At 59.0% G+C, this 25,827-nt stretch carries 20 protein-coding genes and 1 pseudogene; 11 read left to right on the top strand and 10 right to left on the bottom strand.

Translation table 11 applies throughout. The features are described from left to right. A partial coding sequence (locus KGB07_RS26475; protein ID WP_317850415.1) for an Orn/Lys/Arg decarboxylase N-terminal domain-containing protein occupies nucleotides 1-529 on the bottom strand: 529 nt, incomplete at its 3' end. Between the two features lie 199 nt (nucleotides 530-728). Further along, entirely contained in the window at nucleotides 729-1,601 is an 873-nt protein-coding gene (locus KGB07_RS26470; protein WP_223467059.1) for a DNA/RNA non-specific endonuclease, read from the bottom strand. A 330-nt stretch (nucleotides 1,602-1,931) separates the two neighbouring features. On the opposite strand from KGB07_RS26470, the gene KGB07_RS26465 reads away from it, so the two are divergent. The 3 genes from KGB07_RS26465 (at nucleotide 1,932) to KGB07_RS26455 (ending at nucleotide 5,940) form a co-directional block, all read left to right on the top strand. Further along, nucleotides 1,932-3,440, top strand: coding sequence for a PLP-dependent aminotransferase family protein (locus tag KGB07_RS26465; protein WP_223467058.1), 1,509 nt, complete (start codon nucleotides 1,932-1,934; stop codon nucleotides 3,438-3,440). Between the two features lie 112 nt (nucleotides 3,441-3,552). After that, the gene (locus tag KGB07_RS26460; protein ID WP_046037016.1) at nucleotides 3,553-4,623 is read left to right on the top strand and encodes a sugar phosphate isomerase/epimerase family protein; all 1,071 of its coding nucleotides are present in this window, start codon (nucleotides 3,553-3,555) and stop codon (nucleotides 4,621-4,623) included. Between the two features lie 51 nt (nucleotides 4,624-4,674). Then, nucleotides 4,675-5,940 (top strand): MFS transporter, encoded by a 1,266-nt coding sequence (locus tag KGB07_RS26455; protein WP_223467057.1) that lies wholly within the window; start codon nucleotides 4,675-4,677, stop codon nucleotides 5,938-5,940. A 68-nt stretch (nucleotides 5,941-6,008) separates the two neighbouring features. Here KGB07_RS26455 and KGB07_RS26450 read toward each other — a convergent pair whose 3' ends face one another. Continuing rightward, nucleotides 6,009-7,799, bottom strand: a complete 1,791-nt coding sequence (locus tag KGB07_RS26450; protein WP_223467055.1) for an acyl-CoA dehydrogenase C-terminal domain-containing protein — start codon at nucleotides 7,797-7,799, stop codon at nucleotides 6,009-6,011. Nucleotides 7,800-7,882: 83 nt separating this feature from the next. Between KGB07_RS26450 and KGB07_RS26445 the strand changes: the two genes are divergently transcribed. Both KGB07_RS26445 and KGB07_RS26440 read left to right on the top strand, forming a co-directional pair. After that, the gene (locus KGB07_RS26445) at nucleotides 7,883-8,800 is read left to right on the top strand and encodes a LysR family transcriptional regulator (RefSeq protein WP_223467054.1); all 918 of its coding nucleotides are present in this window, start codon (nucleotides 7,883-7,885) and stop codon (nucleotides 8,798-8,800) included. 175 nt (nucleotides 8,801-8,975) lie between these two features. Next, nucleotides 8,976-10,463, top strand: coding sequence for a sensor histidine kinase (locus tag KGB07_RS26440; RefSeq protein WP_223467050.1), 1,488 nt, complete (start codon nucleotides 8,976-8,978; stop codon nucleotides 10,461-10,463). Here the strand turns inward: KGB07_RS26440 and KGB07_RS26435 are convergent. Beyond that, the gene (locus tag KGB07_RS26435) at nucleotides 10,460-11,161 is read right to left on the bottom strand and encodes a response regulator (protein WP_046037023.1); all 702 of its coding nucleotides are present in this window, start codon (nucleotides 11,159-11,161) and stop codon (nucleotides 10,460-10,462) included. The genes KGB07_RS26440 and KGB07_RS26435 overlap by 4 nt on opposite strands. Before the next feature lie 371 nt (nucleotides 11,162-11,532). Continuing rightward, nucleotides 11,533-12,414 carry a LysR family transcriptional regulator gene (locus KGB07_RS26430; RefSeq protein WP_046037024.1) on the bottom strand — a complete coding sequence of 294 codons (882 nt, stop codon included), beginning with the start codon at nucleotides 12,412-12,414 and terminating at the stop codon, nucleotides 11,533-11,535. Nucleotides 12,415-12,522: 108 nt separating this feature from the next. Here KGB07_RS26430 and KGB07_RS26425 point away from each other — a divergent pair, with 108 nt between their 5' ends. From KGB07_RS26425 to KGB07_RS26400, 5 genes and pseudogenes are all read left to right on the top strand, one after another. After that, the gene (locus tag KGB07_RS26425; protein ID WP_223467048.1) at nucleotides 12,523-13,107 is read left to right on the top strand and encodes an isochorismatase family protein; all 585 of its coding nucleotides are present in this window, start codon (nucleotides 12,523-12,525) and stop codon (nucleotides 13,105-13,107) included. Then, nucleotides 13,108-13,233: pseudogene (locus tag KGB07_RS26420) on the top strand (LysR family transcriptional regulator); the annotation flags it as partial. It abuts the gene before it with no gap. A 373-nt stretch (nucleotides 13,234-13,606) separates the two neighbouring features. Then, complete coding sequence (locus KGB07_RS26415; protein ID WP_223467047.1) at nucleotides 13,607-16,732, top strand: multicopper oxidase domain-containing protein; 3,126 nt, start codon at nucleotides 13,607-13,609, stop codon at nucleotides 16,730-16,732. A 545-nt stretch (nucleotides 16,733-17,277) separates the two neighbouring features. Then, nucleotides 17,278-18,150, top strand: a complete 873-nt coding sequence (locus tag KGB07_RS26405) for a TauD/TfdA dioxygenase family protein (protein WP_223467066.1) — start codon at nucleotides 17,278-17,280, stop codon at nucleotides 18,148-18,150. 107 nt (nucleotides 18,151-18,257) lie between these two features. Beyond that, nucleotides 18,258-18,737: a 2,4'-dihydroxyacetophenone dioxygenase family protein gene (locus KGB07_RS26400; protein ID WP_223467046.1), complete on the top strand. Its 480-nt coding sequence runs from the start codon at nucleotides 18,258-18,260 to the stop codon at nucleotides 18,735-18,737. Nucleotides 18,738-18,799: 62 nt separating this feature from the next. Here KGB07_RS26400 and KGB07_RS26395 read toward each other — a convergent pair whose 3' ends face one another. Further along, the gene (locus KGB07_RS26395) at nucleotides 18,800-19,837 is read right to left on the bottom strand and encodes an alpha/beta fold hydrolase (protein WP_223467044.1); all 1,038 of its coding nucleotides are present in this window, start codon (nucleotides 19,835-19,837) and stop codon (nucleotides 18,800-18,802) included. A 108-nt stretch (nucleotides 19,838-19,945) separates the two neighbouring features. Here KGB07_RS26395 and KGB07_RS26390 point away from each other — a divergent pair, with 108 nt between their 5' ends. Then, nucleotides 19,946-20,971 (top strand): AraC family transcriptional regulator, encoded by a 1,026-nt coding sequence (locus tag KGB07_RS26390; protein WP_223467037.1) that lies wholly within the window; start codon nucleotides 19,946-19,948, stop codon nucleotides 20,969-20,971. 59 nt (nucleotides 20,972-21,030) lie between these two features. Here the strand turns inward: KGB07_RS26390 and KGB07_RS26385 are convergent, their stop codons facing one another. The 4 genes from KGB07_RS26385 to KGB07_RS26370 all read right to left on the bottom strand — a co-directional run bounded on the left by KGB07_RS26385 (nucleotide 21,031) and on the right by KGB07_RS26370 (nucleotide 25,265). After that, nucleotides 21,031-22,539, bottom strand: a complete 1,509-nt coding sequence (locus KGB07_RS26385; RefSeq protein ID WP_046037029.1) for a multiheme c-type cytochrome — start codon at nucleotides 22,537-22,539, stop codon at nucleotides 21,031-21,033. Nucleotides 22,540-22,988: 449 nt separating this feature from the next. Continuing rightward, nucleotides 22,989-23,447 carry a MarR family winged helix-turn-helix transcriptional regulator gene (locus tag KGB07_RS26380; RefSeq protein WP_008051025.1) on the bottom strand — a complete coding sequence of 153 codons (459 nt, stop codon included), beginning with the start codon at nucleotides 23,445-23,447 and terminating at the stop codon, nucleotides 22,989-22,991. Between the two features lie 127 nt (nucleotides 23,448-23,574). Further along, complete coding sequence (locus KGB07_RS26375) at nucleotides 23,575-24,027, bottom strand: Ohr family peroxiredoxin (protein WP_046037030.1); 453 nt, start codon at nucleotides 24,025-24,027, stop codon at nucleotides 23,575-23,577. A 587-nt stretch (nucleotides 24,028-24,614) separates the two neighbouring features. After that, complete coding sequence (locus tag KGB07_RS26370) at nucleotides 24,615-25,265, bottom strand: hypothetical protein (protein WP_080925219.1); 651 nt, start codon at nucleotides 25,263-25,265, stop codon at nucleotides 24,615-24,617. Between the last annotated feature and the right edge of the window lie 562 nt (nucleotides 25,266-25,827).

The raw sequence follows: 25,827 nt of genomic DNA, 5'->3' as shown, positions 1-25,827 counted from the left end.
GGTCGCCGAGCTTGACGTCGGCGTTGCACATGTCGGCGCGAAACAGCGTCTCGCCGAAGAAGTCGAAAAACTGCCGACCGGCCGGGTGCTTGCGAAAGAACTGGCCGCCCTGGTGACCGGGGCAGGCGAAGGTGGCGTTGGCCGCCTCGGTGTAATGTTTGAGCGCGTCGAAGAACGGCGGCAGCAGGCTTGCTTCATAGGCCTTGGCGGCGGTTTCCAGTTGGTTGCCATGGTACTCAGCATTATTGCTGGATAAGTCGAAGACACCATTGACCTGCAAGATGACATCCTGCAGTTGCTTGTAGATCGCCAGGGAGCGATTGCTGCGGCCCTGAGAGGCCACCAGGAAGATCGGGATATCGAAGCCGGTGCGCTTGATGGCATCCAGCACTCCGGCGGCCAAGTCATCAACGCAGAGCACGGCGACAGCGACATCGGTAAAGTCCGTCTGATCGAATCGGACGATTTCGCGGGTATTACGAAAACACTCCCGGACCGCATCGCTGGCAGCGATTTTCAAAGCGTTCATATCCAGAGTCTCTCGGTCTGCTTGACGTTGAAGTTCCTGGGACGAGCACCTTCAGTGGCATCATGTCCCGGAGTCCGGAGCGATTGCCCTATTGGGTATAGTTCATTTTTACAATCTGTTACCCCTTGTCGAAATTTTATCGGTGAATGAAACACCCCATCGGTTGCCTCCAACCTTTGGGGTGCTGCTCATCCAGCCATCAGCTGCGCCCGACGGAACCTGTCACGGGCAGGTTCCCGAGCAGCTTGAGCCCGGTGCTCTTCACGAACGTCTCATAGTCCATCGGCTTCTCGATCCGGGTTTCTGCGTTAGGCAGCACGTAGGCCCAGGCACGTTGGGACGATGCGTCGTACACCAGTTTGAACAGCCGGGTCGGCACCCAGACCTGGTTGTCGCCGATGGTGGAGTGGCCCGGGTCAAAGAGCGGACCGGTAAAGACAAACACGTTGCCATCGGCGCGCTTGGCAAACTTGCGGACGTCAGACTCGACCTTGCTCCAGATCTTCCGGTTGTTGGTCGGGTCTTGCGGCACCATGTTCGACAGCGCAAAGGATTGGGCCATCGCATTGGGGCTCGGGGCATCGGCTGCCGGGGATTGATGGCCACGGTCCACCGCCGGGTGCTGGCTGCGGTAGTCGCTCAACTCGGCGCGCCCACTCTTGGGAATGCGTGGGTCCGGGTAGAACTGGTTGGTGCGCTCCTCCCCTTTGGCATCCTGCAACTGGGCCGCGTTCAGGCGTTCGACCACCACCAGCGGGGTCCTGCTGGTTTGCGAGTACAGCACCGCGAAGTTGTCGGAACACAGCGCCAGGGGTTTCATGGAGGCAGGTACTGTGGCCGTGTTGATCGGTTTCGCTGCCGGGAACAGGTCTGCGCAGCCGTCAAACGATGCCTGTTTCTGTTTGCTTGAATAAAGGTCCAGGGCCGCGTTCTGGCTGATCGAGCCCGAGCGGGACGCTTGTTCATGTTGCGCGGTGGGCGGCTTGAGGAGGTCCAGTAGACTACGGGCTTGTGCCCCGGTCGAGAGCAAAACAAGGGCCAACAGCCCAACTGCAATTTTGCGTAGGTACATGGGTTAAATCTTCGAATGGGATTGAGGGGTAAACGTACGGCGAGGCCCGATTCACGGAACCGGGTGGGGGGCGTTGCCTGTTATGTGGCGGCGATCATGCTTTCGCTGTCCTTGATCAAGTTACCGATCCGGGGCCGGTCGGTTCGACCGCTGAGGGTCGTGCGGGGTGTATGGACCACGACAAGATCGGTTAGTGCAATGCCGTACTCAGCAGCCATATTATTGTGACGCTGTGGTGGATGACTTATCCAGCACCGCTCGATACCCTTTCGCACCCTGGTGCCTGACGGCCGTTCAGGCCAAACCACACTTCATCCAGACGAACCAAAAATGAAATCCTCCGCAGGTTTGCTGTTGTCAGGTATCGAGCTGGACCGTGCCAGTTCCATCCCCTTGTACCGCCAACTCTACTTGCAGATTCGCAAACAGATTCTCAGTGGCAGAATTCAGGGAGGCGTGCGCCTGCCGTCCACCCGGACCCTGAGCAAGGAACTGCAGCTGTCGCGAATCAGCATTCTCAATGCGTTCGATCAACTGATTGCCGAAGGTTTTCTGACGTCGCGGACCGGGGCCGGAACCTTTGTCGGCCATGAGTGGGAAAGCCGCGGTATCGATGACGATGAGCACAAGCGCCAGCCCCCTCGCCTGTCCGACCTGAGCCAGTCCATGCTGTCGTTGCGCAGCGATCATTTCCGCGGTGTTTCCTATGCCGACTGGGCGACCGGGAGCCCGACCTCGTTCCTGCCCAGCCACAGCGCCTACGATGCATTCCCGCAATCGGTCTGGAAGCGCCTGTTGAACCGTCACCTGCACAAGCCGACCAAGGCCATGCTCGGCTATGGCGAACTACAGGGATTGCTGGCCCTGCGCGAGGCGATTGCCGAGTACGTCTTCGATGCCCGTGGCATTGATTGCAGTGCCGAGCAGGTGGTCATCGTGTCCGGCGCCCAGCAAGCCTTCAACCTGCTGGGCATGCTGCTGCTCAATCCGCAGGACAGTTTCTGGATGGAGGATCCGGGGCATATCGCGGCACGCATTGCGCTCCAGGCCCAAGGTGGTCAGGTCGTGCCGTTGCGTATCGACGAACAGGGGATCGATGTCCAGCAAGGCCTGACCCTGTGTCCTGACGCCCGCCTGGTGTTTACCACACCTTCCCGCCAGCACCCCCTGGGCGTCACCATGAGTTATGGGCGACGCCAGGAACTCATCGACTGGGCCGCCCAGAATCAAAGCTGGATCATCGAGGACGACTGCGACAGTGAGTTTCGCTACAACGGCCGCCCCCTGCCGGCACTCTATGCCATGGACCAATGGGCCCGGGTCATCTACGCCGGCACCTTCAGCAAAGTGCTGTTCCCCTCGCTACGACTGGGTTACGTGATACTGCCGAACGCCTTGATCGAACCCTTCTGCACCCTGCGGGCGGTCATGGATCGCAGCCCGCCCACACTGCTGCAGGCCGTCACGGCGGACTTCATGCGCGAGGGCCACTTTCTCGGCCATATTCGTCGAATGCGCGCGCTGTACCAGGTTCGCCAGCAGGCACTGGTCGAACACCTGCAGAAACGGCTGGGGACTTTCTTCAGGATCACGCCGGTGGAAGCCGGCATGCACCTGATCGCCTGGCTACCCGCGCATCTCGATGACGACGCCCTGGCCAGAGAACTCGGCCAGCATGGCATTCATACCTATCCCCTAAGCGACTACTGCGTCGAACATGTGTTGCCGCCGGCGCTGTTGATCGGCTTTGCCAGCACCCCTGAGGACCAGGCCGAAGCGCGCGTCGAAGCGCTGGCCCAGGCCCTGGACAAGATGGGCTATCTGCAGCCGGCCACTTGACGCAAGGCAAGTGGTCTTATGATTTAACTGATAATGGATCTATCGAGAGTTCCTGACTGGCGCGATAAAGGCTGCGCCGGTAGACCCGGTGTCTGAACCAGGAACGACTCGAATGAACAATAAGATCCAGGAACGATTCAACGCCCTGCTCAGCCATAAGGCTGTCGAGGCCGAGGCTCCCCCCCTACTGACCGAGGCATTGGCCCGCCAGTTGCTCGACCGACTGGCGCAACTGCGCCTGTTTGCCCATGCCTACCCCTTGCTGACCAACCTGACCCACGGCCGTGTCACACCTGCCGACCTGCTGGACTTCGCCTATCGCCACGAACTGCAGGGCCTGAGCCTGCACTTGCTCGACGGTGAGGAAAACAGCCTGAGCCAAATGACAGCCGCGCAGCTTCAGGCGTTCGCTGCCAAGGCCAATGCCTTGGGGCTCGATGTGCATCTGGAAATCAGCAGCACCCTGAAAAAGGATGTCGATCAAGTGATCGCCATAGCCAGGGCGCTGGGCACCCGCAACATCCGTGTCTACTCACGCTACGAAGGGGCGCTGTCCCAGGTCATGGACGTGATCGAGTCAGACCTGCACTACCTCGCGCAACAGGCAGACGAGCACGACCTGTTCTTCGACTTCGAGCAACATGAAGAACTCAAGAGCGGCGAGATCGCGCAACTGCTGAGCCGGCTGAACCACCCTCGCCTGCACGCCCTGTTCGATTTCGGCAACATGATCAATGCCTGCGAACAGCCCCTGGCGGCACTGCGCGCCCTGGCCCCGCACATACGCCAGACCCACCTCAAGGGTGTGCGCATCGTGCCTGAGCAAAACGGCTTCGGGCATTACGGCGTGCTGCAAGGCAGTGACGAAGACGACCTGCCCAGCGCACGCATGTTGTTCGAACTGCTGATGCTCGGCCAATCAACCCCGCAAGTGATCGCCTTCATTCTCGAGCAGGAAAACCACTACGTCGCCCCGGCGTTCCGCCAGGTCGACGAAGCCGCCGACCCGTTCATTGCATACCGGGAAATGAGTGAAACAGCGCTGCCGGAGGGCTTCTCGCTGGAGCGAATGCTGGCCGATGAGCACCGCTGGGCAAACAACCAGGTCGCCTACGTACGCGGTCTGCTGGCCGAGTTCCGCACCCTGGCCGAGTTGACCCTGGCCCATTGCGCTAACGCCTGAACCTGACGTGCCCATCGGCACTGCCTACCCAATCAAGCCTGGAGAACAATAATGACATCCCACGACAAGGCCAAATGGCTCAGATTCCTGATTCTCATCCTCGGTGGCGGCACCATCTACAAGCTGGCGAATCTCAAAGACGCCTTCTATATCCCCATGCAAGAGTTCATGGGGCTGTCCCACACTGAAATCGGCGTGCTGCTGAGCGCCAACGCCATCATCGCCACCGCGCTGTTCGTGGTGGGCGGCATGCTCGCCGACCGGTACGACACGCGCAAGCTGATCCCCCTCGGCCTGATCGGTACCGGCGGCCTCGGGCTCTACCTTGCGACCTTTCCGCCCTTCAGCAATCTGCTGGTTGTGTTCTGCCTGCTGGCCGTGTGTGCCGACTGCCTCTTTTGGCCTTCGCTGCTCAAAGCCATCCGCAACCTGGGTGACGACAAAGAACAGGGGCGCCTGTTCGGCTTGCTCGAAGGTGGGCGTGGCGTCATCGATACCCTGGTCGCCTTCTCTGCGCTGGGCGTCTTCGTCGCCATGGGCTCCGGTGAAAACGGCCTGAAATCGGCGATCTTCTTCTACTCGGTCATCGACATTCTTGCCGGCACCCTGACCTGGCTGCTGCTCAAGAGCGGCAAAACCCAGTCGACCGTCAAGCCGAAGAACGGGTTGTCCAACCTGCTCGAAGCCATCAAGGTGCCGGGCATCTGGCTGGTCAGCCTCAACGTGTTCATGGTCTACATCGTGTACTGCGGCCTGACCTATTTCATTCCCTACCTCAAGGAAATGTACGAACTGCCCGTGGCCCTGGTAGGCGCCTACGGCATCATCAACCAGTACTTCCTCAAAATCCTGGGCGGCCCTGCCGGTGGCTTCATTGCCGACAAACAGTTCAAGAGTTCCAGCCGCTATCTGAAGTGGGCATTCCTGGCGTTGCTGCCGCTGATGGGCGCCATCATGCTCATCCCGAAAAGCCCGGATTACATCTACGCAGGCATGGCGGCCACCCTCTCCTTCGCGCTGATTGTCTTTTCCATGCGCGGCGTGTTCTGGGCCCCCATGGGTGAAGTCGGCATTCCCCAGCACATCACCGGTTCAGCCTTCGGCATCGGTTGCCTGATCGGCTATGCGCCGGGCATGTTCGCCTACGTCATCTATGGCGCAATCCTTGACCACTTCCCGGGTCAACAGGGCTACAACTACGTGTTCTCGTTGATGAGCGTATTGGCCATTGTCGGGTTCATGGTGTCCAGCCTGCTGTATCAAGCGGTCCGCAAGAATGCCACGATCACTGGCAAGGTCAGCGCCGCGCAAGCCTGAACATAGGCCGGGTGTATACGCTGCGGCGGTAACCGAATCCCCTCGGTTACCGCCGCACGGTGCCGCCATCAAAAGGCGAAATCGGCCTCGTCCATGGCCATCAGGCAATGGGCTCCGCCTCGCAGGCTTTCGCGGTGGCCACTGGCACGGGGCAGCACCCGGCGCCAGTAAAAATCCGCCGCTTGCAGCTTGGCCCGGTAGAACCCAGGTTCGTCGGTGCCTGCATCCAGTGCGGCTTGGGCACGCACAGCCGCCTGCAACCACAGCCCGCCCACCAGCACGTAAGCGCTGTACGCCAGGAAGTCCACCGACATGGCGCCGATTTCCTGCACATCACGTCGACACGCCTCGACCACTTCGTTACCCAGTTCACGCCACTCGGCGAGACGCTGCTGCATTGCCTCGGCCATTTCCCTCAGCGCTGCTTGCGAGCCGGCCGCATCGACATGCACGGTCAGTTCATCGATCAAGGCACCCAACTCGGTGGCGCCATCGCCCAGCACCTTGCGCCGAAGCAGATCCAGCGCCTGGATACCGTTCGTCCCCTCGTATAGCTGGGTGATGCGGCTGTCGCGCATCAGCTGCTCCATGCCCCACTCGCGGATGTAACCGTGGCCACCGTACAACTGAACGCCCAGGCTGGCGACTTCCTGGCCGACGTCGGTGAAGAAGGCCTTGACGATCGGAATCAGCAGCGCCGCCCGACGACTCGCCTTCTGGCGAGCCTCAGGTTGCGGGTCGCCGTGTTCGAGGTCCAGTTGCAGGGCGGTGTAGGCCGCGAGCAAGCGGCAGCCTTCGCTCAAGGTTTTTTGCGTCAGCAGCATGCGCCGGACATCGGGGTGCACGATGATCGGGTCGGCACTCTTGTCCGGCGCCACCGGACCGCTGATGGCCCGCGATTGCAGACGCTCGCGGGCATAAGCGAGGCCACCCTGGAAGGCGGCCTCGGCGATGCCCAGTCCCTGCAGGCCAACCTGGAAGCGTGCATCGTTCATCATGGTGAACATGCACGCCAGCCCCTGATTCGCTTCACCGATCAACCAGCCTTGTGCGCCGTCGAAGTTCATCACACAGGTGGAAGCACCCTTGATGCCCATCTTGTGTTCCAGTGCGCCACAGCTCAGCGAATTGCGCGGCCCCGGTGTTCCATCGGCCGCGGCAATGAACTTGGGCACCAGGAACAGACTGATGCCCTTCACCCCAGCCGGAGCATCCGGCAAACGGGCAAGGACCAGGTGAATGATGTTGGCGGTCAGGTCCTGTTCGCCGCCGCTGATGAAGATCTTGCTGCCGCTGACCTGATAACTGCCATCGGCTTGAGGCTGGGCGCGGGTGCGCAGCAGGGCAAGGTCGGTACCGGCCTGGGGCTCGGTGAGGCACATGGTGCCGGACCATTCACCACTGACCATTTTTTCCAGATAAGCCTGTTTGAGCGACTCGCTGCCATGACGATGCAGAGCGAGCACCGCGCCTTCGGTGAGGCCGGAATAAATGCGAAAGGACAATGAGGCGGCCATCAGCATCTCGTGAAAGCTGGCCGAAACCAGCTGCGGGAAACCCTGGCCGGCGAACTCCTGCGGCCCGGTCATGCTGGCCCAGCCGTTATCGACGTACTGCCGGTAGGCGTCGCGAAATCCCTGGGACGTGGTGACATGGCCGTCGATCAGCTGACAACCCTGCTCGTCACTGTTGCGGTTCAGCGGTGCGACCACTTCGCCGGCGAAGCGGGCGGCTTCTTCGAGGACGCCGTCGATGGTTTCCCGGTCCAGGCCGTTGTTCAAGCGCTCACAATGCCCGCTGACATCGAACAGTTCGTGCAGCACAAATCGCATGTCGCGCAGGGGAGCTTGATACTTCATGGCAGGCCTCGTGGGTTGGCAGAGTGGAAAAGATTGCCGTCACCCTAAGCAGGCGCCTACTATTTTTGAAATTTCATTTTCATATGCCTGGTATTTGTAATTTGAATTTAAAAAGCTTCGATCTGAATTTGCTCCGGGTGCTCGATATGTTGCTGCGCGAACAGAACGTGTCGCGAGCGGCCGAGCGCCTGGCCCTCAGCCAGCCCACCGTCAGCAATGCCCTCGCCCGCCTGCGCTCACTGTTCGACGATCCCTTGCTGGTGCGGGTTGGCCGTCACATGCAGCCCACTTCCCGGGCGCTGGCGCTGGAGGGGCCGATTCGCGCGGCCTTGCAACAGATCGAACAGACACTCAATGCCGGGGAAACCTTCGACCCACGCCTGAGCCAACAGCAGGTGCGCATCGCCCTGACCGACTTTGTCGAACAGCTGTGCATGCCGCCCTTGTTGGCGCGCCTGGGAGAACTGGCGCCAAACCTGCGAATCGACGTTGCTCACCTCGCCCCCAGCCTTCCTGCCGAGCTGCTGGACCGGGGTGAACTGGACATGGTTCTGGGACGCTTCGAAGAAGTGCCGGCGCGTTTCACCCGCCGGGCCTGGCACAGCGAAACCCTGCGGCTGGCGGTGCGCAAGCAGCATCCGCTGGCACATCACACACTCACACTGGATGACTTCCTGGGGCTGCGCCATCTCTGGGTGAGTGGCGGCCAGTCGCGCGGCATGGTCGATCAATGGCTGGGCAAGCAAGGCCTGTCGAGGAAAATCGTCTACACCACACCCAACTACCTGCAGGCGGCGCACCTGGTCGCCCATTCAGACTTGAGCGTCGTCCTGCCGACCCAGTTGGCCAATCAATTCGCGCAGCTGTTACCGCTGCAGGTGTTCGAATTGCCGTTCGACGTCGGCTCGTTCCACCTCGAACTGGTGTATCTGGCGCAACGCCAACATGAGCCGGCGCTGGCGTGGCTGATCGAGCAAATCCTGGCAGTGCGGCCGACTTGAACGGACGATGGTCTGGCTGATCATCGGTGGTGTCTGGTACACCCGTGAAACTGTCGGATCGCTATGCAGTGAACTACTGTCAGTCATGGGCGTGGCGCCCACAGCCAATCTCCAGATATCCGTTTAGTTGCAGGGTTTCCAACCGACTTATCACGATGATCACGGAACCAGGCCGATGGAAAAAGATGCAAGAGTCGAATCAAAAAACCAGACGTTTACCCCGCCGGAAACTGAGGCCCCGGGCGAGCCAGCCCCTGTTCCCGGTGTGGCTGGCAATGGCATCTGGCGCATACGCCTGGGGGGCCAGGCGCGCAACCTGAGCCACTCGACCCAGTTTGTCATTGCCGCCGCGGTGATCCTGGGGCTGACCATGTTCTTCGTCGGCAATCTGGTGAGCGAACGGATAGAAAACGCCGCCGTACATAGCGCAGCAGAAGCAGCCGCCCAGTACATGGATACGTTTCTGGAGCCCTATGTGCAGGAGATGAGCCGGGACAACGCCCTCTCGGCTGCAAGTGTCCAGTCCCTGGACCGTCTCGCGGAAAACCGTTCGCTCAAACAGCACATTGTCTCGATCAAGATCTGGCGAGCGGATGGCACGGTGATCTACGGCACGAACAAAGCCATCACCGACCGAAAATTCCCACTCGATGAGATCACCGAGGCACTCAAGGGCAATGTGGTTACCGACCTCAAAGACCTGGACGAGGATGAAAACGAGTTCGAGCGCAAGCTCAACGTGCCGCTCTATGAGATCTACGCACCCCTGCGGGACTCACGTACCGGAGAGATCATCGCGGTGGGCGAATTTTATGAAAAGGCCGACAGCCTCAAGCGCGAGATCGATCGCGTCCGGCAGCAGGTATGGGTGGACGTAGGCACCGCGACACTGGCGATGCTGACGCTGCTCTTCTTCATCGTGCGACGCAGTGACAAGATTATCCAGCGACAGCAAGTGGCATTGCGCTTGCGGCTGCAGGAGCAAACCCGCTTGCACATCAGCAATGCCGAACTCCAGCACAAGATGGCGACGGCTACCCAGGAGTTTTCCCGGGTCAACGAACTCACCTTGCGGCGCATTGGTGCAGACCTGCACGATGGGCCTGCGCAGTTGTTGACCTTGATTCTGATCCGCCTCGACGACCTGGCCGAAAACTGCTCCACTGTCGATCAGGAGTCTCTGGAAACCATTCGTGGCGCCGCCACCGACGCATTGAGTGAGGTCCGCGATTTATCACGAGGCCTGGCACTTCCGGAAATCAACGACTTGAGTCTGGAGGAAGAGTTGCAACTGGTCGCGCAACGGCACGAGCAACGCACTGGCACCAGGGTCACATTAACCATGGATCAGCTACCGGAGGCCGCGCCACTGCCGCTCAAACTCTGTTTGTACCGTTTTGTGCAAGAAACCCTCAACAACGCTTACCGTCATGCCAACGGCGAGGGTCAGGTCATCCGGGCGCAATACGTTGATGAGGTACTGAACATCAGCGTCAGGGACGGTGGTCCGGGCATGACGGAGGACGCCATGCTGCTCGAGACATCCGGCAGAACCCGATTGGGGCTCGCCGGCTTGCGTTATCGCGTTGAATCCCTTGGCGGGTTGTTCAGCATCGACTCCAGCGCCTCGGGTACGTCGGTCAATGCACAGTTCAAACTCTAGTCAGAGCCGCTGCGGGCATCCATTTGTGTTTTCCCTTCGCCGTTGTGAAGGCGCCCGACGGCTTCGCGCTCCCAATGACGCCGTAGAGCCGTGACCGCTTCGACGCGATTTCGGGCGTGCAGTTTGTGCATCACGCAGCCCATGTGGTGCTTGACGGTTTTTTCGCTGATCAACAGCCTTGTCGCGACTTCCCTGTTGGTCAGTCCCTTTGAAACTTCTCGAATGACCTCCTCCTCGCGGTGGGTCAGATCAAAATTGGGTGTTTGCGCTTCGTGCTTCTTGCTGTTACTCAGCAGTTTGTCTGCAAACTCGGGGGTGATATAGGTCTCACCCTTGGCAACCGCCCTGATTGCCAGGATCAGTTCCGGTCCGCTGACGCCTTTCAACACATACCCGCGCGCGCCGGCATCCAGTGCCAGAAGGGCGTCATCTTCGGATTCCGAAACCGTCAGCATCAGCACCTTCACATCCGACAGTTCAGAGGAAATGAACCGTACCGCGGCAAAAACATCCCCCGGCATATTGACGTCCATCAGCATCACGTCCGGGCGCACCCTCTGGGCAATATCCCTGGCATCCTGCGCATTGGCGCCCTGCTCCACGACTTGAAGATCCGCCCGTTTCCTCAACGTATTGGCAACGCCCTCACGCAACATCGGATGATCGTCGGCTATGCCGATGCGAATGGATGGACTCATGACCCGCTCCCGAAAGGATAAGCACTCGAACATTAATTGATTAATAGCAGGGAACCGGGGGTCACGCCGCTCACCAATCGTATGTCCCAGGTGCCAGGCGTTCGAAAGTCAGACTTAGGTCGGATGAAACCGGATCTTCATCCAGCAATTAACCTTACAAAACACTTTACCTTTAGAGTTCAACTATTTGTTTTAAAAGGTTATTAAACAGATAAACAAACAAAGGGCTTGATAAAGCCCGGATCTGCCTTTCATCCGACCAACAGTCGCTCTTCTGCCCTCAGGCACAGCCCTGGATCGCCACTGTTTTACAAAACCGGTGGCGCGGACGTTCCGCTAATCCTCGAGGAGCCAATAATAGATCCGCCCCTTTATGCCCCTTCAAGTTGATCGCGCAAAAACTCGATGAACCGCTGGGTTTTCGCCGGCAACAGACGCGTCTCGGTCAGCGCATACACTGAAACCGCAGTGGCGTGCCATTCAGGCAAGACCTTGAGCAGCTTTCCATTGATCAGGTCTTGTTCAGCGATGCCTTCAGGCAGCAAAACGATACCCAGGTCCAGTGATGCCAGGCGTCTGAGCATACCGACGCTGTTGAGTTCGAATCGTCCGCCCACATCGACCTCCACGCGCCCTGCGTCGCCGGACAACGTCCAGCGGTCTGCACCTGGACCGCGCAATCGCAAACACTCGTGGCGGCTCAAATCCAGAGGCTGCTGCGGGGCACCGGACATTTCCAGATACTTGGGCGAGGCATACAGGCCGCGCCGCAAGCTGGCGAGTTTGCGGGCAATCAGATTTGAGTTCGGCGGTTCTCCCATTCGGATCACCACGTCCACCGGATCACTGATCAGATCCACCTGGCGCGGGCTCAGATCGAACTCAAAACTGATACCGGGATAAAGCCGGGCAAACTCCGCGATCAATGGCGCCAGGTAGACAGTGGCGAAGTCCACCGGCAACGAAGCCCGGAGCAACCCGCTTGGCCGGGCCAGCATCTCCCCCAACTGTTCGTGCGCCAAACGGGCTTCATCGACGATCCGTTTGCAGCGCTCAAAGTACAACTGGCCAGCCTCGGTCGGTTCGATCTTGCGTGTGGTGCGGTGCAACAGCCGCAAGCCGATGCCTTTCTCCAGCTCGCTTATACGCCGGGACAGGGTCGAGTTGGGGATCCCCAGGGTTTCTGCCGCACGACTGAAACTGCGCGCCTTTACCACCTCGACAAACAGCGCCATATCGTTGAGATATTCCACGGCATTATCCCATTAGTGGATTAGTCATTTCGTTTTTCGCGGATTTATCCCGAATTCGAATTGATCAATCATAAACACATCACCTAACTTGCTGTCAGGAGAGTCATCATGAGCTACGAAAAATTCAGTGCAGACAATGCCGCCCTGCTGTTGATCGATCACCATGTGGGGACAATGGGCTGGGTCAAATCCATTCCGTTCCAAGAGTTGAAACGCAATGCCCTGATGCTCGCCAAAGCGGCCAGTATCCTGAAACTGCCGGTGGTGCTGACCTCCAGCATGGAGGAGTACGCACAAGGCCCGCTACTCAGTGAACTGGAGCAGATCCTGCCTGCCGAGTTCGCTACGCGAGTCAAACGCCTGGGTATCGTCAATGCCATGGACGATGAAAACTTCGCCGCCGCCGTCAAGGCTACCGGGCGCAAAAAACTGATCATTGCCGGTGTCACCAATGACGTCTGCACCGTTTACCCGGCCCTTAGCCTGGTACGTGACGGCTTCGACGTTCAGGTAGTCGCTGATGGCGGTGGTTCACCCAGCGTCATGGCCGATGACATCGCCCTGCGCCGGATGGACAAGGGCGGCGTGACATTGACCACCACCAACCAACTGATTGCCGAACTGGCTGGCAGCTGGGCGACTCCAGAAGGTGGGCAGTTGGTACAAGTGCTGATGGAAGCGCTTCAAGGTTAAGACGTTTACGCGGTGTACCCGCAACAGTTACATCTGTCAGCCCGTGTGCGCAGCCTGATCGATTTCCTGGTTGAGCGTTTCAGGCACATTGACCACCTGGATGAAACGGCAGGCCTGCACGACTGAACAGCCTGGCCCGCAGTCACTTCGGCCAACCGCGGGCAGCGATGAAGCCGGGGTGAATGACAGCATTCGGCCATCGATACATTCAGAAAGCGGCCACTTCTTTTGGCCCGGACACCCCGCACAATCGCACCCTGTATTGGGGGATATTCCCCGCCATCGGGGGCCTTCACCCTGGCTGCCCATACGCCAGTTTAAAGCCGGCAGGCAAGGGAGCGAGGCGTAGAGCCATTAGTCACTTGCTGTCACTTTTGGCGGGAAATATGCATCACTCCCATCCCGGCTCGACATCAGACATTTCGCCAGCCGGGCTGGAGGCAGTGGCTCGATGCCCATGCATTGCCACGCTCCGAGGAACCCGTCAGAGGTGTTTGCGATGAAACTAGATACCGGAAGGTCGAAACCTAGTGCATTGTCCAAAACCAGACTGGCGCTGAGCATCTCTGCTGCCGTGATCATGTTGGGGCTGGGCTTGTCCCAGACCCAGGCAGTCCCCCTCGACAACACCGATCCACCGCCTCCTACCGACCCATCGGCGTTCACCAACCCGCCCGCCGACCCCGATGCCGCATCGCGGGACTTGCTCAAGCTGCCTCCCGCAAACGTCGGCGCCTTCGACTTACCCAATGGTGTGACCGGTAACCGCAAGACCCCCTTGGTCGACAATGTGCTACCACCCGATCAGCAAACCAGCTTCAATATCCCCACTAACGGTAATCCCAGCCCGGTGTTCGGGGTTCAACCGTTCACACAGAAGCTTGAACTGTTCGAGGAATTCGGCTCGAACAAACTGGATGCGACCGACCCGCCATCACCTGTTCCATTTCCGGTTCCGACGGTGGGCCCCGCACCGGCGCAAGATCCATTGAAGGTGGCGCGTAGCGGCCCGTCGCCGGATGCGCTGGACGCTTTTCTCAGGCAGCCGGCATTGACGCCCTTCCCGACAGAGTTCTCCAATGTACTGGACCGCAATCCCTGGAAGGCGCAGATCGAGGATTTCCTCAATCGCCGAGTCGATTCGCCCGCAGAGGGCCGGCCGCCGGGAAAAGGCTGGTCGCACCAGCGTTTCAATGAGTTTTTCCCGCGCGACGCCTTCAAGACGGTGCAAGCAGGCGCGCACGTCAACAGCGGCTTGCGTGATCGTATGCAACGGCATAACTACGCCGTGGGGGAATTTGCGCCAGGCGGGCTCTATCACAACACCAACGGCAACCCGGCCAACGAGGGCACGACCAAGGGCATTCAAGTGCAGTTTCACGAAAACTTTCCTGTCCAGGACCATAATGCGGTGTGGACATTCGATGGCACCTTTCCGCCCAAACTGCTTCTAGTACGCTATGGCCAAGCGATGCTGATGCGTCATTACGATGCCTTGCCCATTGACCCATCGGCCAACCGGGGCTTTGGCCTGCACACCCTCACCACCCATGAACACAACGGCCACTCGCCCGCCGAAAGCGACGGCTTTACCAACGCGTTCTTCTTCCCGGGCCAGTACTACGACTATCGCTGGCCGATCCAGTTGGCCGGTTACGACACCATCAATACCAGCGCTGAGGATCCGCGTGCGGCATTCCCCTGCGACCCCGGTGAAATCCTGTTCGTCAACGACGCCAGCCCCGGCTTCAAGACCTGCAACAACGGCACCATCAAGATCCGTGGCGACTGGCGCGAAACCATGAGCACCCACTGGTTCCACGACCACATGCTCGATTTCACCGCGCAGAATGTCTACAAGGGCAATGCGACGATGATGAACTACTACAGCGCCGTGGACCGTGGCAACGAGTCGGTCGACGACGGGGTCAACCTGCGCCTGGCCAGCGGTTCGGGGCTGGGGTGGGGTAACCGCGACTATGACGTCAACTTGACGATCGCCGACAAGGCCTGGGACCAGGCCGGCCAGTTGTGGTTCAACCCCTTCAACACCGACGGTTTTCTCGGTGACCAGGTGCTGACCAACTGGGAGTACAAACCCTTCCTGGACGTACGTGCCCGCCGCTACCGTTTGCGCATTCTCGACGGATCGGTTTCTCGCTACTTCAAGCTGGCGCTGGTGCGTCAGGTCAATGGTAATGGTGGCGAGTTTCCTGGCCCGAACAACTCCGGGATTTCCTATAACCGGGTGCCGTTCCACATGATTGCCAACGACGGCAATATCATGGAGCACGCGGTGCCGTTCGATGGCAGCCTGGACCTCGATGGCGACGGCGACACACAGGACAACAATGCCATTCTGCCGATGCTGGGCGTTGCCGAACGCTATGACATCGTCGTCGACTTCGCGAAAAACGGCATCAACCCGGGCGACAAGATTTTCTTCGTCAACATTGAGGAGCATGAAGACGGCAAGCGTCCAAAACGTGACATTCCATTGGCGGATGTACTCTCCGAGAAGTACCTGCCCGTTGTCAGGCAAACCAGCAACGGGCCACAGTGGGTCAACGGTGACCCGGGCGTGGGCCTGTTCCTGCAACTCAACGTCCAGCCTTACACCGGCCAGGATGTCAGCATGAATCCGGTCGACTTCGAGCCCGCCAAGCCTGGCAAGCCCGAGGGCAGGTTCATGATCCCCTTGCCCTTGCATCGTGATGACCCTGCCGATATCGCCCGGCTTGCCCAGGCGCGGCACCGCACCTTTATCTTTGGCCGCTCCAACGGCACGGACTTCAAGCCCTGGACGATCAAGACCGATGGCGGCAGAGGCTTCGGCATGGACCCGCGCCGGATTTCAGCCGCGCCACAACTGGCCACTGGCCCGACACCGGCAGGGTTCAAGGGTGAAGGCACGCTGGAAATCTGGAAGATCCAGAACGGCGGCAATGGCTGGACTCACCCGGTGCATGTGCACTTCGAGGAAGGGGTCATTCTCACTCGAGGTGGCAAACCGCCGCCAGAATGGGAAAAAGGCGCGCGCAAGGATATCTACCGTGTAGGCCGCGATTCCGACAGCCTCGACGATGTCGAAATGGCCATACACATCCGTGAGTTTGCCGGTACCTACATGGAGCACTGCCACAACACACAGCATGAGGACACGTCGATGCTGCTGCGCTGGGACTCTGAGCACCCGGGCCAGTTCCAATTGATGCCCACACCCTTGCCTAGCTGGGACGGCGTGAAATTCGTGGCCTCGGTTGCGTTACCGACATTCCGTACGGGAGATGGCGTCGGGCCACAGGCCGGGGTCAACAATGACCAGGAAGATAGCAGTGGTAGTGGTAGTGGCAGCAGCAGCGGCAGCGGCAGCAGCAGCAGCAGCGGCAGCGGCAGCGGCAGCGGCAGCAGCAGCAGCAGCGGCAGCAGCAGCAGCGGCAGCGGCAGCGGCAGCAGCAGCAGCAGCGGCAGCGGCAGCAGCAGCAGCAGCAGCAGCAGCAGCAGCGGCAGCGGCAGCAGCGGCAGCGGCAGCAGCAGCAGCAGCAGCAGCAGCGGCAGCAGCAGCGGCAGCGGCAGCGGCAGCGGAGGTAGCGGCAGTGGCCGTGTCAGCGGAGGCAAAGGCTAGCATCGTCTATCAAACGGCTGATTATGTCGTCAGTGAACTGCCGCAGTTATTTATTCAAGCAATAACCAAAGGTTCACAAATGCTGACTTAATGAACATTCAAGCGTGGGAATATCTGGAGCCATGAATTCGCTCCCGCGCTTGATCCGTCACCAGTTGCACCCTTCCCTCCCGAAGGTGCGGGCCCGTCCGTTGCCGCGCCTACCCACTTGAGGGCAGCGGCAGCGATTCTCGCCAGCATTCATCACGGGATCAGTGAAAACGTCGATCCGGGCGACCCGGTTGAAGGCAACGGCGACGTCCCAATATGCGAAGAAACTGTCCCGCTGCGCCCATGGCAACGCGCCCGCGATACCTACTATAGGACCGGCCTCTCTGCCCAATCGGCAGGGTCGGTTACCTATAACCGGATGCACATATTGCGCACCGCCGTACAAGCACGGACTGGAGACAACAATGACAAAAGTCGCCGCAACCCAAGACACTCCTACACCCCTCACCCCCTCGGCACCTGCCATTATCCGGTCGTCAGTGCGCCAGCATTCGATCAAGGTGCAGATTTGCTCCCCCGCCATCGGTGCCGAACTCAGCAACATCAACCTGGCCGATGCGGCCCAGGACCCCGAACTGATCGCGCAAATCCGGGCACTGTGGTTGAAGCACAAAGTGCTGTTCTTCCGCGACCAGGACATCACCCCCCTGGAGCAACAGCACTTCGCCGCACAATTCGGCGAACTGGAAGGTCATCCCCTGGCGCCGAGCCATCCGGAGGCGGACAAACTGCTGATGCTGTACCGCAACCTTGACCCGGGCAAGCCCAAGAGCTTTGTCGAAAAGGCCAGCCGCGAAAACCTCTGGCACACGGATGTCACCTTCAAGCAGGCACCGCCTCGCGGAGCGATATTGCGCTGCGAACAGGGTCCTGAATCCGGCGGCGATACCCTGTGGTCCAACATGGTGATGGCTTACGCGAACCTGCCCGAAAGCATCAAGCAAAGGATCGAAGGTCTGTACGCAAAGCACAGTGCTGATCAGACCTTTGGCGCCCAGTTGCCCCGTGAACAGCGTCACGCCATGGCCGCGAAGAATCCCGCCGCTGAACATCCTGTGGTGCTTGTTCATCCCGAAACCGGCGAAAAGGTGCTGTTCGTCAACTCCGCGTTCACCACCCATTTCTCGAACTTCTTCAACTTCGAGGACATCCGCTACGGCCAGGACTTCATGCCGGAGGCTCATCACCTGATGAACTACCTGACCTCTCAGGCCGCAATTCCGGAGTACCAGGTACGCCTGAAGTGGCGAACCAACACGATTGCCATGTGGGACAACCTGCAAGTCCAGCACTACGCCGTGGCCGACTACGGCAATGCGCCAAGAAAGATGCTGCGCGCCACCCTCGCAGGTACCGCGCTCAGCTGATTCGAACAGTCTCCCCAGATCCACCAGAGCACCCGACCATCAGCGATTGTCGGGTGGCCCTGGCTGCCGATGAATACTCGATCTGAACCGCATCAATGGAGATAGACATGCTCTACGAACACGTCGACACCGCCGTCATCGATGGTCAATCGCTGCCGTGGGTACCCTTTACGCCCTATGCGCAAAACGTCCTGCTGAAGTACTTCAAGCTCGACCCGATCCGTGGTGAATGGATCGTCATGATGAAGGCGCCACTGGACATGCAACTGCCCAGGCACCATCACACGGGGACTGTCATGGTCTACACGATCGAAGGCCAGTGGAAATACAAGGAGCATGACTGGGTCGCAGGCCCCGGCAGCATCGTCTACGAGACGGCGGCATCGGCTCACACGCCTGAAGTCGTCAGCACGGGTAGCACTGACGGATACGTGCTCACGCTGGTTCATGTGACGGGCGATCTCGCGTTCCTGGACGGCAACGACAACATCGTCGCGCTCGAAAACTGGAAGTCTGGATTGCATCGCTATCTTGCTTATTGCGAGCAGCATGACATCGCACCGAAAGACCTGACGGCATTCAACTGAGTAACAGTCATTGCTGCGAAAGGAGCGAATGGGGGGGCGAGCACTCAAGCGCGCCCCCATCGTCAGAACTGCTCGAGAAACGTCAGGAGCAGTTCATTGACATGATCGGCGCTTTCTTCCGCGGCGCTATGACCTACGCCGGGTAGCAGTACCTTCTTCTGTAACCCGGGTAGATAGGTGTCGAGTTGTTCGTAGAGCGCGCGGATTTCGACCGGCTCCAGTGACGGGTCGGCGGCACCACCAATGAACAGGCTCGGCTGGCGTACCACCGCACCGTCGAGAAACGCGGTGATCTCCCAGTTCCGGTCGCGACAGCGGTAGTAGTTCAGGGCACCGGTAAACCCTGTGCGCGTGTACTCAGCGACGTAGTAGTCGAGCGCCCGTGCGCTCAACCACGACGGGAACTCGCCCTTCGGTTCAGTGAAGGCGTTGAGAATCGGCTCACCAGGCTCGACGAACAATCGCCAGCGTTCAGCGCCGACAGCGCTGCCGGAAATCGAGTAGAAGACGCTGCGCAAAGTCTTGCGCGGATCGCTGGCCAACTCGCGGTCCGGCTTGTCGAGCTGCTGGAAATACAGGTGGTGATACACCCTGCCCTTTGCCATTGCCTGCAAACCTGTGGTCGGCTTGACCTTGCCGCGCGGAGGCACCGGCGTATTGAGCATCACCAGGCCACGGAACAGATCCGGTCGCAACATGGCCGCCGCCTGGGCCACCCAGGCGCCCAGGTCGTGCCCGATGATCACCGCGCACGTTTCGCCCAGAGTCGCCATCAAGCCCACCATGTCGCCGACGGCCTGACTCATGTCATAGGCTTCAATGGCATCGGGTCGATCGGTTTGGCCAAAACCCCGTTGATCGGGGACCACCACCCGATAACCGGCCTCGGCCAACGCCACGATCTGGCGCCGCCACATGTACCAAAGGTAGGGAAATCCGTGCAGCAGGATGACGAGCGGGCCCTGTCCCTCGTCGATGTAATGCATGTGTATGCCGTTGAGTTCGGCAAAGCGGTGGTTGAATGCATCAGGGTCGTCGGCATCCACCTGCTCCATTGCAGCGAGCGGCTGACCGACGCGCATTGCAGTGTGCGTATCCATTATCTACCTCCGTCGTTTTGTAGTTGTCGACTTGAAGGTAGCCCTGGGAGGCTGTCATGCACTAAGCTCCTCAGGACACAATCTTGTGAAATTGGGACACGGGGACGCATGTATACCCTGACGCGAAGTGCCAGCCTTACCGCCTATGAGCAGGTTGCCCGCTCAGTGGGGCTCGATCCATTTCGCATGCTGCGGCTGGCCAGGTTGCCGGCCAGTGTCCTCGACGATCCGAACATCATGATCAGCATCGATTCGGTGGGTTGGCTGCTGGAGGAGTCAGCCCGCCTGTCCGGGCAAGAATCCTTCGGATTGTTGCTCGCGCAAACGCGGCAACTGTCCAACTTCGGCATGCTCGCGCTGCTCATCCGCGAAGAACCGACACTTCGCGCCGCCTTGCAATCCTGCGCGCGCTACATGCGGTTGCATAACGCCGGAGTGGAGTTGCGACTTGAAGATGCAGGCGACCTGGTGCTGCTGCATGTGGGTGTGAATATGCAGGGTGGTCACGGTGTCTGGCGCCAGGCCATCGAACAGTCGACGGGCATTGGATTGCGGACCTTGAGCGTGCTCACGGGCAATACGTTCCGCCCGGTAAGGGTCAGTTTTACCCACGAACGTCCTTCCAGCCTTGAAGTGCACCACCGCGTGTTGGGAACAGCGATCGAGTTTTCCCAGGAATTCAATGCCATCGTTTGTCGGGCCCGCGATCTGGACATGCCAATCCCTGCGGCTGACCCTGCGTTGCATCGTGAGGTGAAGCGATCGCTGGACCTGCAGTTGGCTAACCTGCGCGACGAACCGACGCAGCGGGTACGCCAGATCGTCAAGATGCTGCTGCCAGGCGGACTGTGTTCTGTCGATGGGGTGGCCCAGCATCTTGGCATGCATCGACGCACCCTTAACCGACACCTGGCGGCCGAGGGAGAGAGTGTCACAACGATCATCAATGCTGTTCGTGCTGAACTCGCCGAAGAGTATCTGGCCAACAGCAAACGCCGACTGTATGAGGTGGCCGAACTCCTTGGCTTTTCCTCGGCCGGTGACTTTTCACGCTGGTTCCGCAGCCAGTTTGGCAAGACACCCTCGGCTTGGGCCGCCTCCTGCCGGGAGAGCAAGGCGACACCTGCGCATTAACCCACCTGCCATGCTCCAATCCGAGACGCGTTACCTGTTCGACGATGGCAATGACGTGTTCATTCTTTGTAGTAAGCGCTAGCGTCGTCGAGTTTCAACTTCGCGGGTACCGCCTGCTTCGCCGTTTCGGATCCGGTCGACAGGGGTACGCTCTGCGTGACGTTGGACATCCGGGTGATTTCCACCTGCACTTTATCCTTGCCGAGCAGGTAGTCGGCCAGTTTCTGGGAAAACGGCCAGTAGTTCAGATCGGCTGTCAGGGTCAGCGGCCCGACGGCGTCGGCCGGCACCAGGAAGGAGAACTCCCCGATATCGTAGCCCTTGGGCAGAATGCGGTTGTCCGAGAGAATCTGCGTGGCGTTCCAGACCTCGACGTCCAGCGGATTGCCGTCCTTGTCGCCTATGTGCACCTTGAAATTTCGTGTGTTGACCTCGGTCTTGCCGTCCTTGATCGAACCCAGGCGATAGATCTCGCGACCACTGGCATCCTGCACCCGAAAATCGATCCACATCTCCCGACCCTCTGGAAAGCCGGTCGGCAGCTTGTGCCCGGCGCCGACGTTGGTCACTTTGACGGCTACCGAGGTGTATTGCCCGGGCGTCATGGCTGTCGGCACTTGCTCGAACTTTATGTCCCCGGCGCGCGTGAGCATGTCGCGTGCGCGTTGCGCGCCCTCCTCCTGACCGAGATGCTTGAGCATCATCGCGTTGGCCCCGCTGAACCAATGCGAGGCGACCTCCTCGCGGTCAGGCCCCATGATCGCGGCCTTGCCCGCAAACCCCGGCATGTGGCAACTCTGGCAAGTCACATTGTTCAGGCTGTAGGTGCTCTCCTGCCATTCATCGTAGGTGCGCTCCACCGCCACGCTGCTGAAGGGGTGCGTGACGTTGTGGCAGGTGCCGCAAAAGTCCGAGCGGGTGTGCAGAGCGGAATACACGGTGTCGTGATAAGGCGAAACGGCATCCCGGCGCGGGCCGAACTTGGTCGGTTTGCCGTGTGCTCGCGGGCTCAGGACATAGGCGCCGTTGTCGAGGCCCGTGCGGGCACTGATGTTGTGGCAGGTCTCGCAATCGACCCCGGGCATCGGATGGTTCTTCGCACTGTCTTCAATCGAGGAGCGGTTGACTTGCGAAGTGATCTGCCCGGTCGTGAGACCGATCGGGGTATGGCAGCCGGTGCAGAAGTTATCGACCTTGCCCTCGGTGGCTGAACTCGCACGTTTGAGCAAGGCCCGATAGATGGGTTCATCCCAGGCCTGGGACATCATCGACGAGCGCCACTGCTTGTAGATCTCCGTGTGACAAGCACCACAGACCTGGGCATTGTCAAAGTCCTTCACATTCAAGATCAGGTTGCCGGTGGTGTTGGCCCGATGGGGAAAGAACGGCATCCCGCCAATCACATGCATGAGCCTGGAGCGTGCCGGCTCCACCCACTTATCGTTACTTTGATTGTCATTGCCCTGAGGTTCGTCGGCCGCCACCAGCGTTACCGTGAGCAGGCAAACCATCGTCCATGGAATGATCAAGGCCGAAAACGGGTGCAGCGCTGGCTTGGAGTGCTTCATAACAACTTCCCCTGGACAGTTGCAGAGGATGACTGCGGCACTTCCATTGAGTAGCCAGGGGTATTTCGTGATGCAACCCAACGGTTACATCAATCACTCAATGGGGGGTACTTACAGCTCCACGGCGTCCCGACACCTTTCATGAACGGGATACCCTCGCTCAGCAATTACCCTGCCATCGATGTAACAATACTTGTCGGCACGCCTGAACGCCCCGCAAACATTGCTCGAAATTAGAAATTCCCGAGCTGATGGAGACGCGAATCCTGCTGGGGAATCGCGCCCATTAGCGGGGGGAATTCACGCCGAAATCGGGGGGATTCAGATCAATGGCCAGTCCTGCGGTACAACCGCCGCACAACATCCGATAGCCGTATTACCCTGCGCAAAGGGTTTCTGCGCACAGTGCACCTCGCAAATCCGGGGCCACTCACTTTACTGGATACGACTTACTCTCTGTCCTTGGTCGACCGGATGAGACTGCCCCGTAACTTCACAATCGCCTTCTGCATCTGCACGAAGTCGTCGGGGTCAAGTCCGGTTTGCGGGAAGCCGTCTTCGGTGAGGCCTTCACGTAGTTTTCGCCCCTCTTTGGTGAGACTGATCCGCACCTGGCGTTCGTCTTCCGGGTCGCGCTGGCGCAGCAGATAACCCATCGCTTCCAGCTTCTTCAGGATCGGCGTGAGGGTATTGGATTCGAGAAACAGCTTTTCGCCGAGGCTGCCAACGGTCTGGTTGTCTTCCTCCCACAGCGCAACCAGGGTGATGTATTGCGTATAGGTCAGGCCGAGCCGTTCGAGCATCGGCTTGTAGGCCTTGCCGAAGGCCAGGTTGGTGGAATAGACCGCAAAACACAGGAACTCGGAGAGTTTGAGATCCAGGGCGGATGTCTTGTCGGTGTTTTTCATGGGCGTTCTCTTGGTTCAATCTGGCGAGGCTGAAACTATACGTCGTACGCGATGGTATCGGTAGTGCGTATAAACACCGACGGCCGGCTCACCGGGAAGATCCCCGGTGAGCCGGCCGTGCAGTGGGTTATGCCGTCAGGACGTTGATGTCGACATCAATGTTGCCGCGTGTGGCCTTGGAGTAAGGGCAGATGGAATCGGCGTTGTGGGCCAGTTCAGTCGCCACCCCTTGGTCAAGCCCCGGCACTCGCAGGGTCAGTCGGGCCTGGAGGAAGTAAGCCGCGCCGGTCTGGCCCAGATCGACTTCAATGTCGACGGCGGTGTCGGTCGGCAGTGTCACTTTCATCTGCTGGGCGGCCAGCCCCACCGCTGCGATATAGCAGGCCGACCACGCTCCGGCGAACAGTTGCTCGGCTTTCGGGTGTGGCTGGACGGCAGTGAGCACATGTGCCGGTGTGTCGCTGCCGGGGGACGACAGCACGATGTCGAGGTTGCCGTTATGGCCGCGCGAGGTGTTGCCTGCGCTGTTTCGAGTGGTGTGGGTTTTGCCGCTGGCCAGTACTTTTTCGATCTTGCTCATGGGGACTTCCTCAGGGCTTTATATTTCGTGCGATTATATCGCATGCGTCGTTTGTGATAATTAAAAGACAACGTTCATCAATTGGCGTGTGCAATGATCCAGTTGTTGCCGTTTTGGCCATGGGAAGCGTGAGCGGTCGAGATAAACATTGTGCGGCTGCTTCCGGTGTTCATGGCTGAATCTCCAAACGGTCAGGGTTGTCGTTATCTTTTATCGCTTTCGATCAGATCGCATGCGATGCATTAATACTCAACCAAAGCCCCAATGATGTCAAAGCCTATTTTATGCCTTGGCGATGAGCGGTAGACGCGAGACCAACCCCGCTGCCCTCCTCCTTGTCGAAAGGATGAGGGGCTTCTCAGCGTTTGGGCCGTTGGTTAAGCGCTTCGGATCGCTTTCACGCGCGACGATCAACGCGTTGGCGCTGAAATGAAATGGACGTATTTCACACGAAAAAAACCGGCCATTCGAGCCGGTTTTCTTTGAACTCTGATATCCACACGCACAAAAAACCCCTCACGAGGAGGGGGTCTGATGTTTGAGCGGTTCAGACGGTTTCACCCGCCTCTTCCCGGAATTTCGTCAGCTCAGCGCAGCGCAGGAATACCCGCAAACAGCCACGAAGACTCTTGAACCGGAGTCGCTTCGTTGCGTTTACGCGCCCACTCGGTCAGCGCCACCATCATCGCAAAGCCGAGCACGATCAACACCGGATAGGCCATCAGCAACTCGGTGAGCGAATACTTCCAGGCCAGCGGTCGACCGACACCGAGCATGGCGGCATACAACCAGGACACGCCCGACAGTGCGCCAGAGAACAGGGCAAACATTCGTACATTGACCTTAAGATCAAGCAACGAACTGGCCTTCAACATTGCAGGCAATACGTAGCGGTGCAACAACATGCCGTTGAACGTCAGCAACAATACAATAATAACTTTGGCTTGAAGTTTCGGATTGGCAAAATAGGTCATGCCTTTATCAAGGTAATCAATGCCTATAATCGCAGCTCCGGTGACCCACAAGAATATCAACGCATTGGCAACAGACTTCTGAAGACTGGCCATATGTTCATTATCGTGCCCCGACGACACACGACCTTTCAGTAAGTCCTTGACCATTGCGGCATCGCTGGCGAACACCAGGCCAATCGCTACGCAGCAAGCCAACAGATGAACGTACACAACGCCTAAACGCAAAAACTCCATGGATTCTTTCTGGCCGATCAGGCCGATCATTGTATTAATATCCAAGACTACATCTCCACTTATAGCAGCAGTGCAAATTGACCATGCCCCAGGCATGCGGATTATTGATTCGCACCTGCAAGGTCAAGTTGGCAAAGATTGAAGCAACTAAATAATTTGGTATTACAAGAGAGAGCGACTCGCCCAGCGAGTCAGTGATGACGGCATACTATCACTCCAGGTCTCAGGTAAAAAAAATCCCCATGTGCATTCCATTCAATGCAGATGAGGTATACGTCCATTTTTCTAGTGAGTGCAGCGGGAACCTAAGGATCCGCCTGCTGGGAAATCAGAGCCCAGCATATCCCGATCGTTCATTTTTTGAGCAAAAACATCGACAAACGGTACTGTTTCCAGCACCTGGGAACGCCTGCCTCTTCGGCTGAAACCCGCGTCGCTACGCAGCTGAATCGTTTCCTGTTCCATGCGGGAAAAAAAACCGCTATTGCGCTGAACTTTCGTCGCCAGACCCGACCAGTGGCTCAATTTCCTACCGGTTACCGGCAAGTTCGAGTCGCCTGCAGTCATCCGCAAACCACTTCGAATTGAGCGC

It is taken from the genome of Pseudomonas sp. GL-RE-26 (assembly GCF_019956275.1).
Taxonomy (GTDB): domain Bacteria; phylum Pseudomonadota; class Gammaproteobacteria; order Pseudomonadales; family Pseudomonadaceae; genus Aquipseudomonas; species Aquipseudomonas grandcourensis.
The sequence above is the reverse complement of the archived record's forward strand: the minus strand, read 5'-3'. Positions and strand labels throughout refer to the sequence as shown.

Coding starts and splice junctions, on each gene's coding strand:
- KGB07_RS26470 (WP_223467059.1), bottom strand. CDS start 1,601: ATGTACCTACGCAAAATTGCAGTTGGGCTGTTGGCCCTTGTTTTGCTC.
- KGB07_RS26465 (WP_223467058.1), top strand. CDS start 1,932: ATGAAATCCTCCGCAGGTTTGCTGTTGTCAGGTATCGAGCTGGACCGT.
- KGB07_RS26460 (WP_046037016.1), top strand. CDS start 3,553: ATGAACAATAAGATCCAGGAACGATTCAACGCCCTGCTCAGCCATAAG.
- KGB07_RS26455 (WP_223467057.1), top strand. CDS start 4,675: ATGACATCCCACGACAAGGCCAAATGGCTCAGATTCCTGATTCTCATC.
- KGB07_RS26450 (WP_223467055.1), bottom strand. CDS start 7,799: ATGAAGTATCAAGCTCCCCTGCGCGACATGCGATTTGTGCTGCACGAA.
- KGB07_RS26445 (WP_223467054.1), top strand. CDS start 7,883: ATGCCTGGTATTTGTAATTTGAATTTAAAAAGCTTCGATCTGAATTTG.
- KGB07_RS26440 (WP_223467050.1), top strand. CDS start 8,976: ATGGAAAAAGATGCAAGAGTCGAATCAAAAAACCAGACGTTTACCCCG.
- KGB07_RS26435 (WP_046037023.1), bottom strand. CDS start 11,161: ATGAGTCCATCCATTCGCATCGGCATAGCCGACGATCATCCGATGTTG.
- KGB07_RS26425 (WP_223467048.1), top strand. CDS start 12,523: ATGAGCTACGAAAAATTCAGTGCAGACAATGCCGCCCTGCTGTTGATC.
- KGB07_RS26415 (WP_223467047.1), top strand. CDS start 13,607: ATGAAACTAGATACCGGAAGGTCGAAACCTAGTGCATTGTCCAAAACC.
- KGB07_RS26400 (WP_223467046.1), top strand. CDS start 18,258: ATGCTCTACGAACACGTCGACACCGCCGTCATCGATGGTCAATCGCTG.
- KGB07_RS26395 (WP_223467044.1), bottom strand. CDS start 19,837: ATGGATACGCACACTGCAATGCGCGTCGGTCAGCCGCTCGCTGCAATG.
- KGB07_RS26390 (WP_223467037.1), top strand. CDS start 19,946: ATGTATACCCTGACGCGAAGTGCCAGCCTTACCGCCTATGAGCAGGTT.
- KGB07_RS26385 (WP_046037029.1), bottom strand. CDS start 22,539: ATGAAGCACTCCAAGCCAGCGCTGCACCCGTTTTCGGCCTTGATCATT.
- KGB07_RS26380 (WP_008051025.1), bottom strand. CDS start 23,447: ATGAAAAACACCGACAAGACATCCGCCCTGGATCTCAAACTCTCCGAG.
- KGB07_RS26375 (WP_046037030.1), bottom strand. CDS start 24,027: ATGAGCAAGATCGAAAAAGTACTGGCCAGCGGCAAAACCCACACCACT.
- KGB07_RS26370 (WP_080925219.1), bottom strand. CDS start 25,265: ATGATCGGCCTGATCGGCCAGAAAGAATCCATGGAGTTTTTGCGTTTA.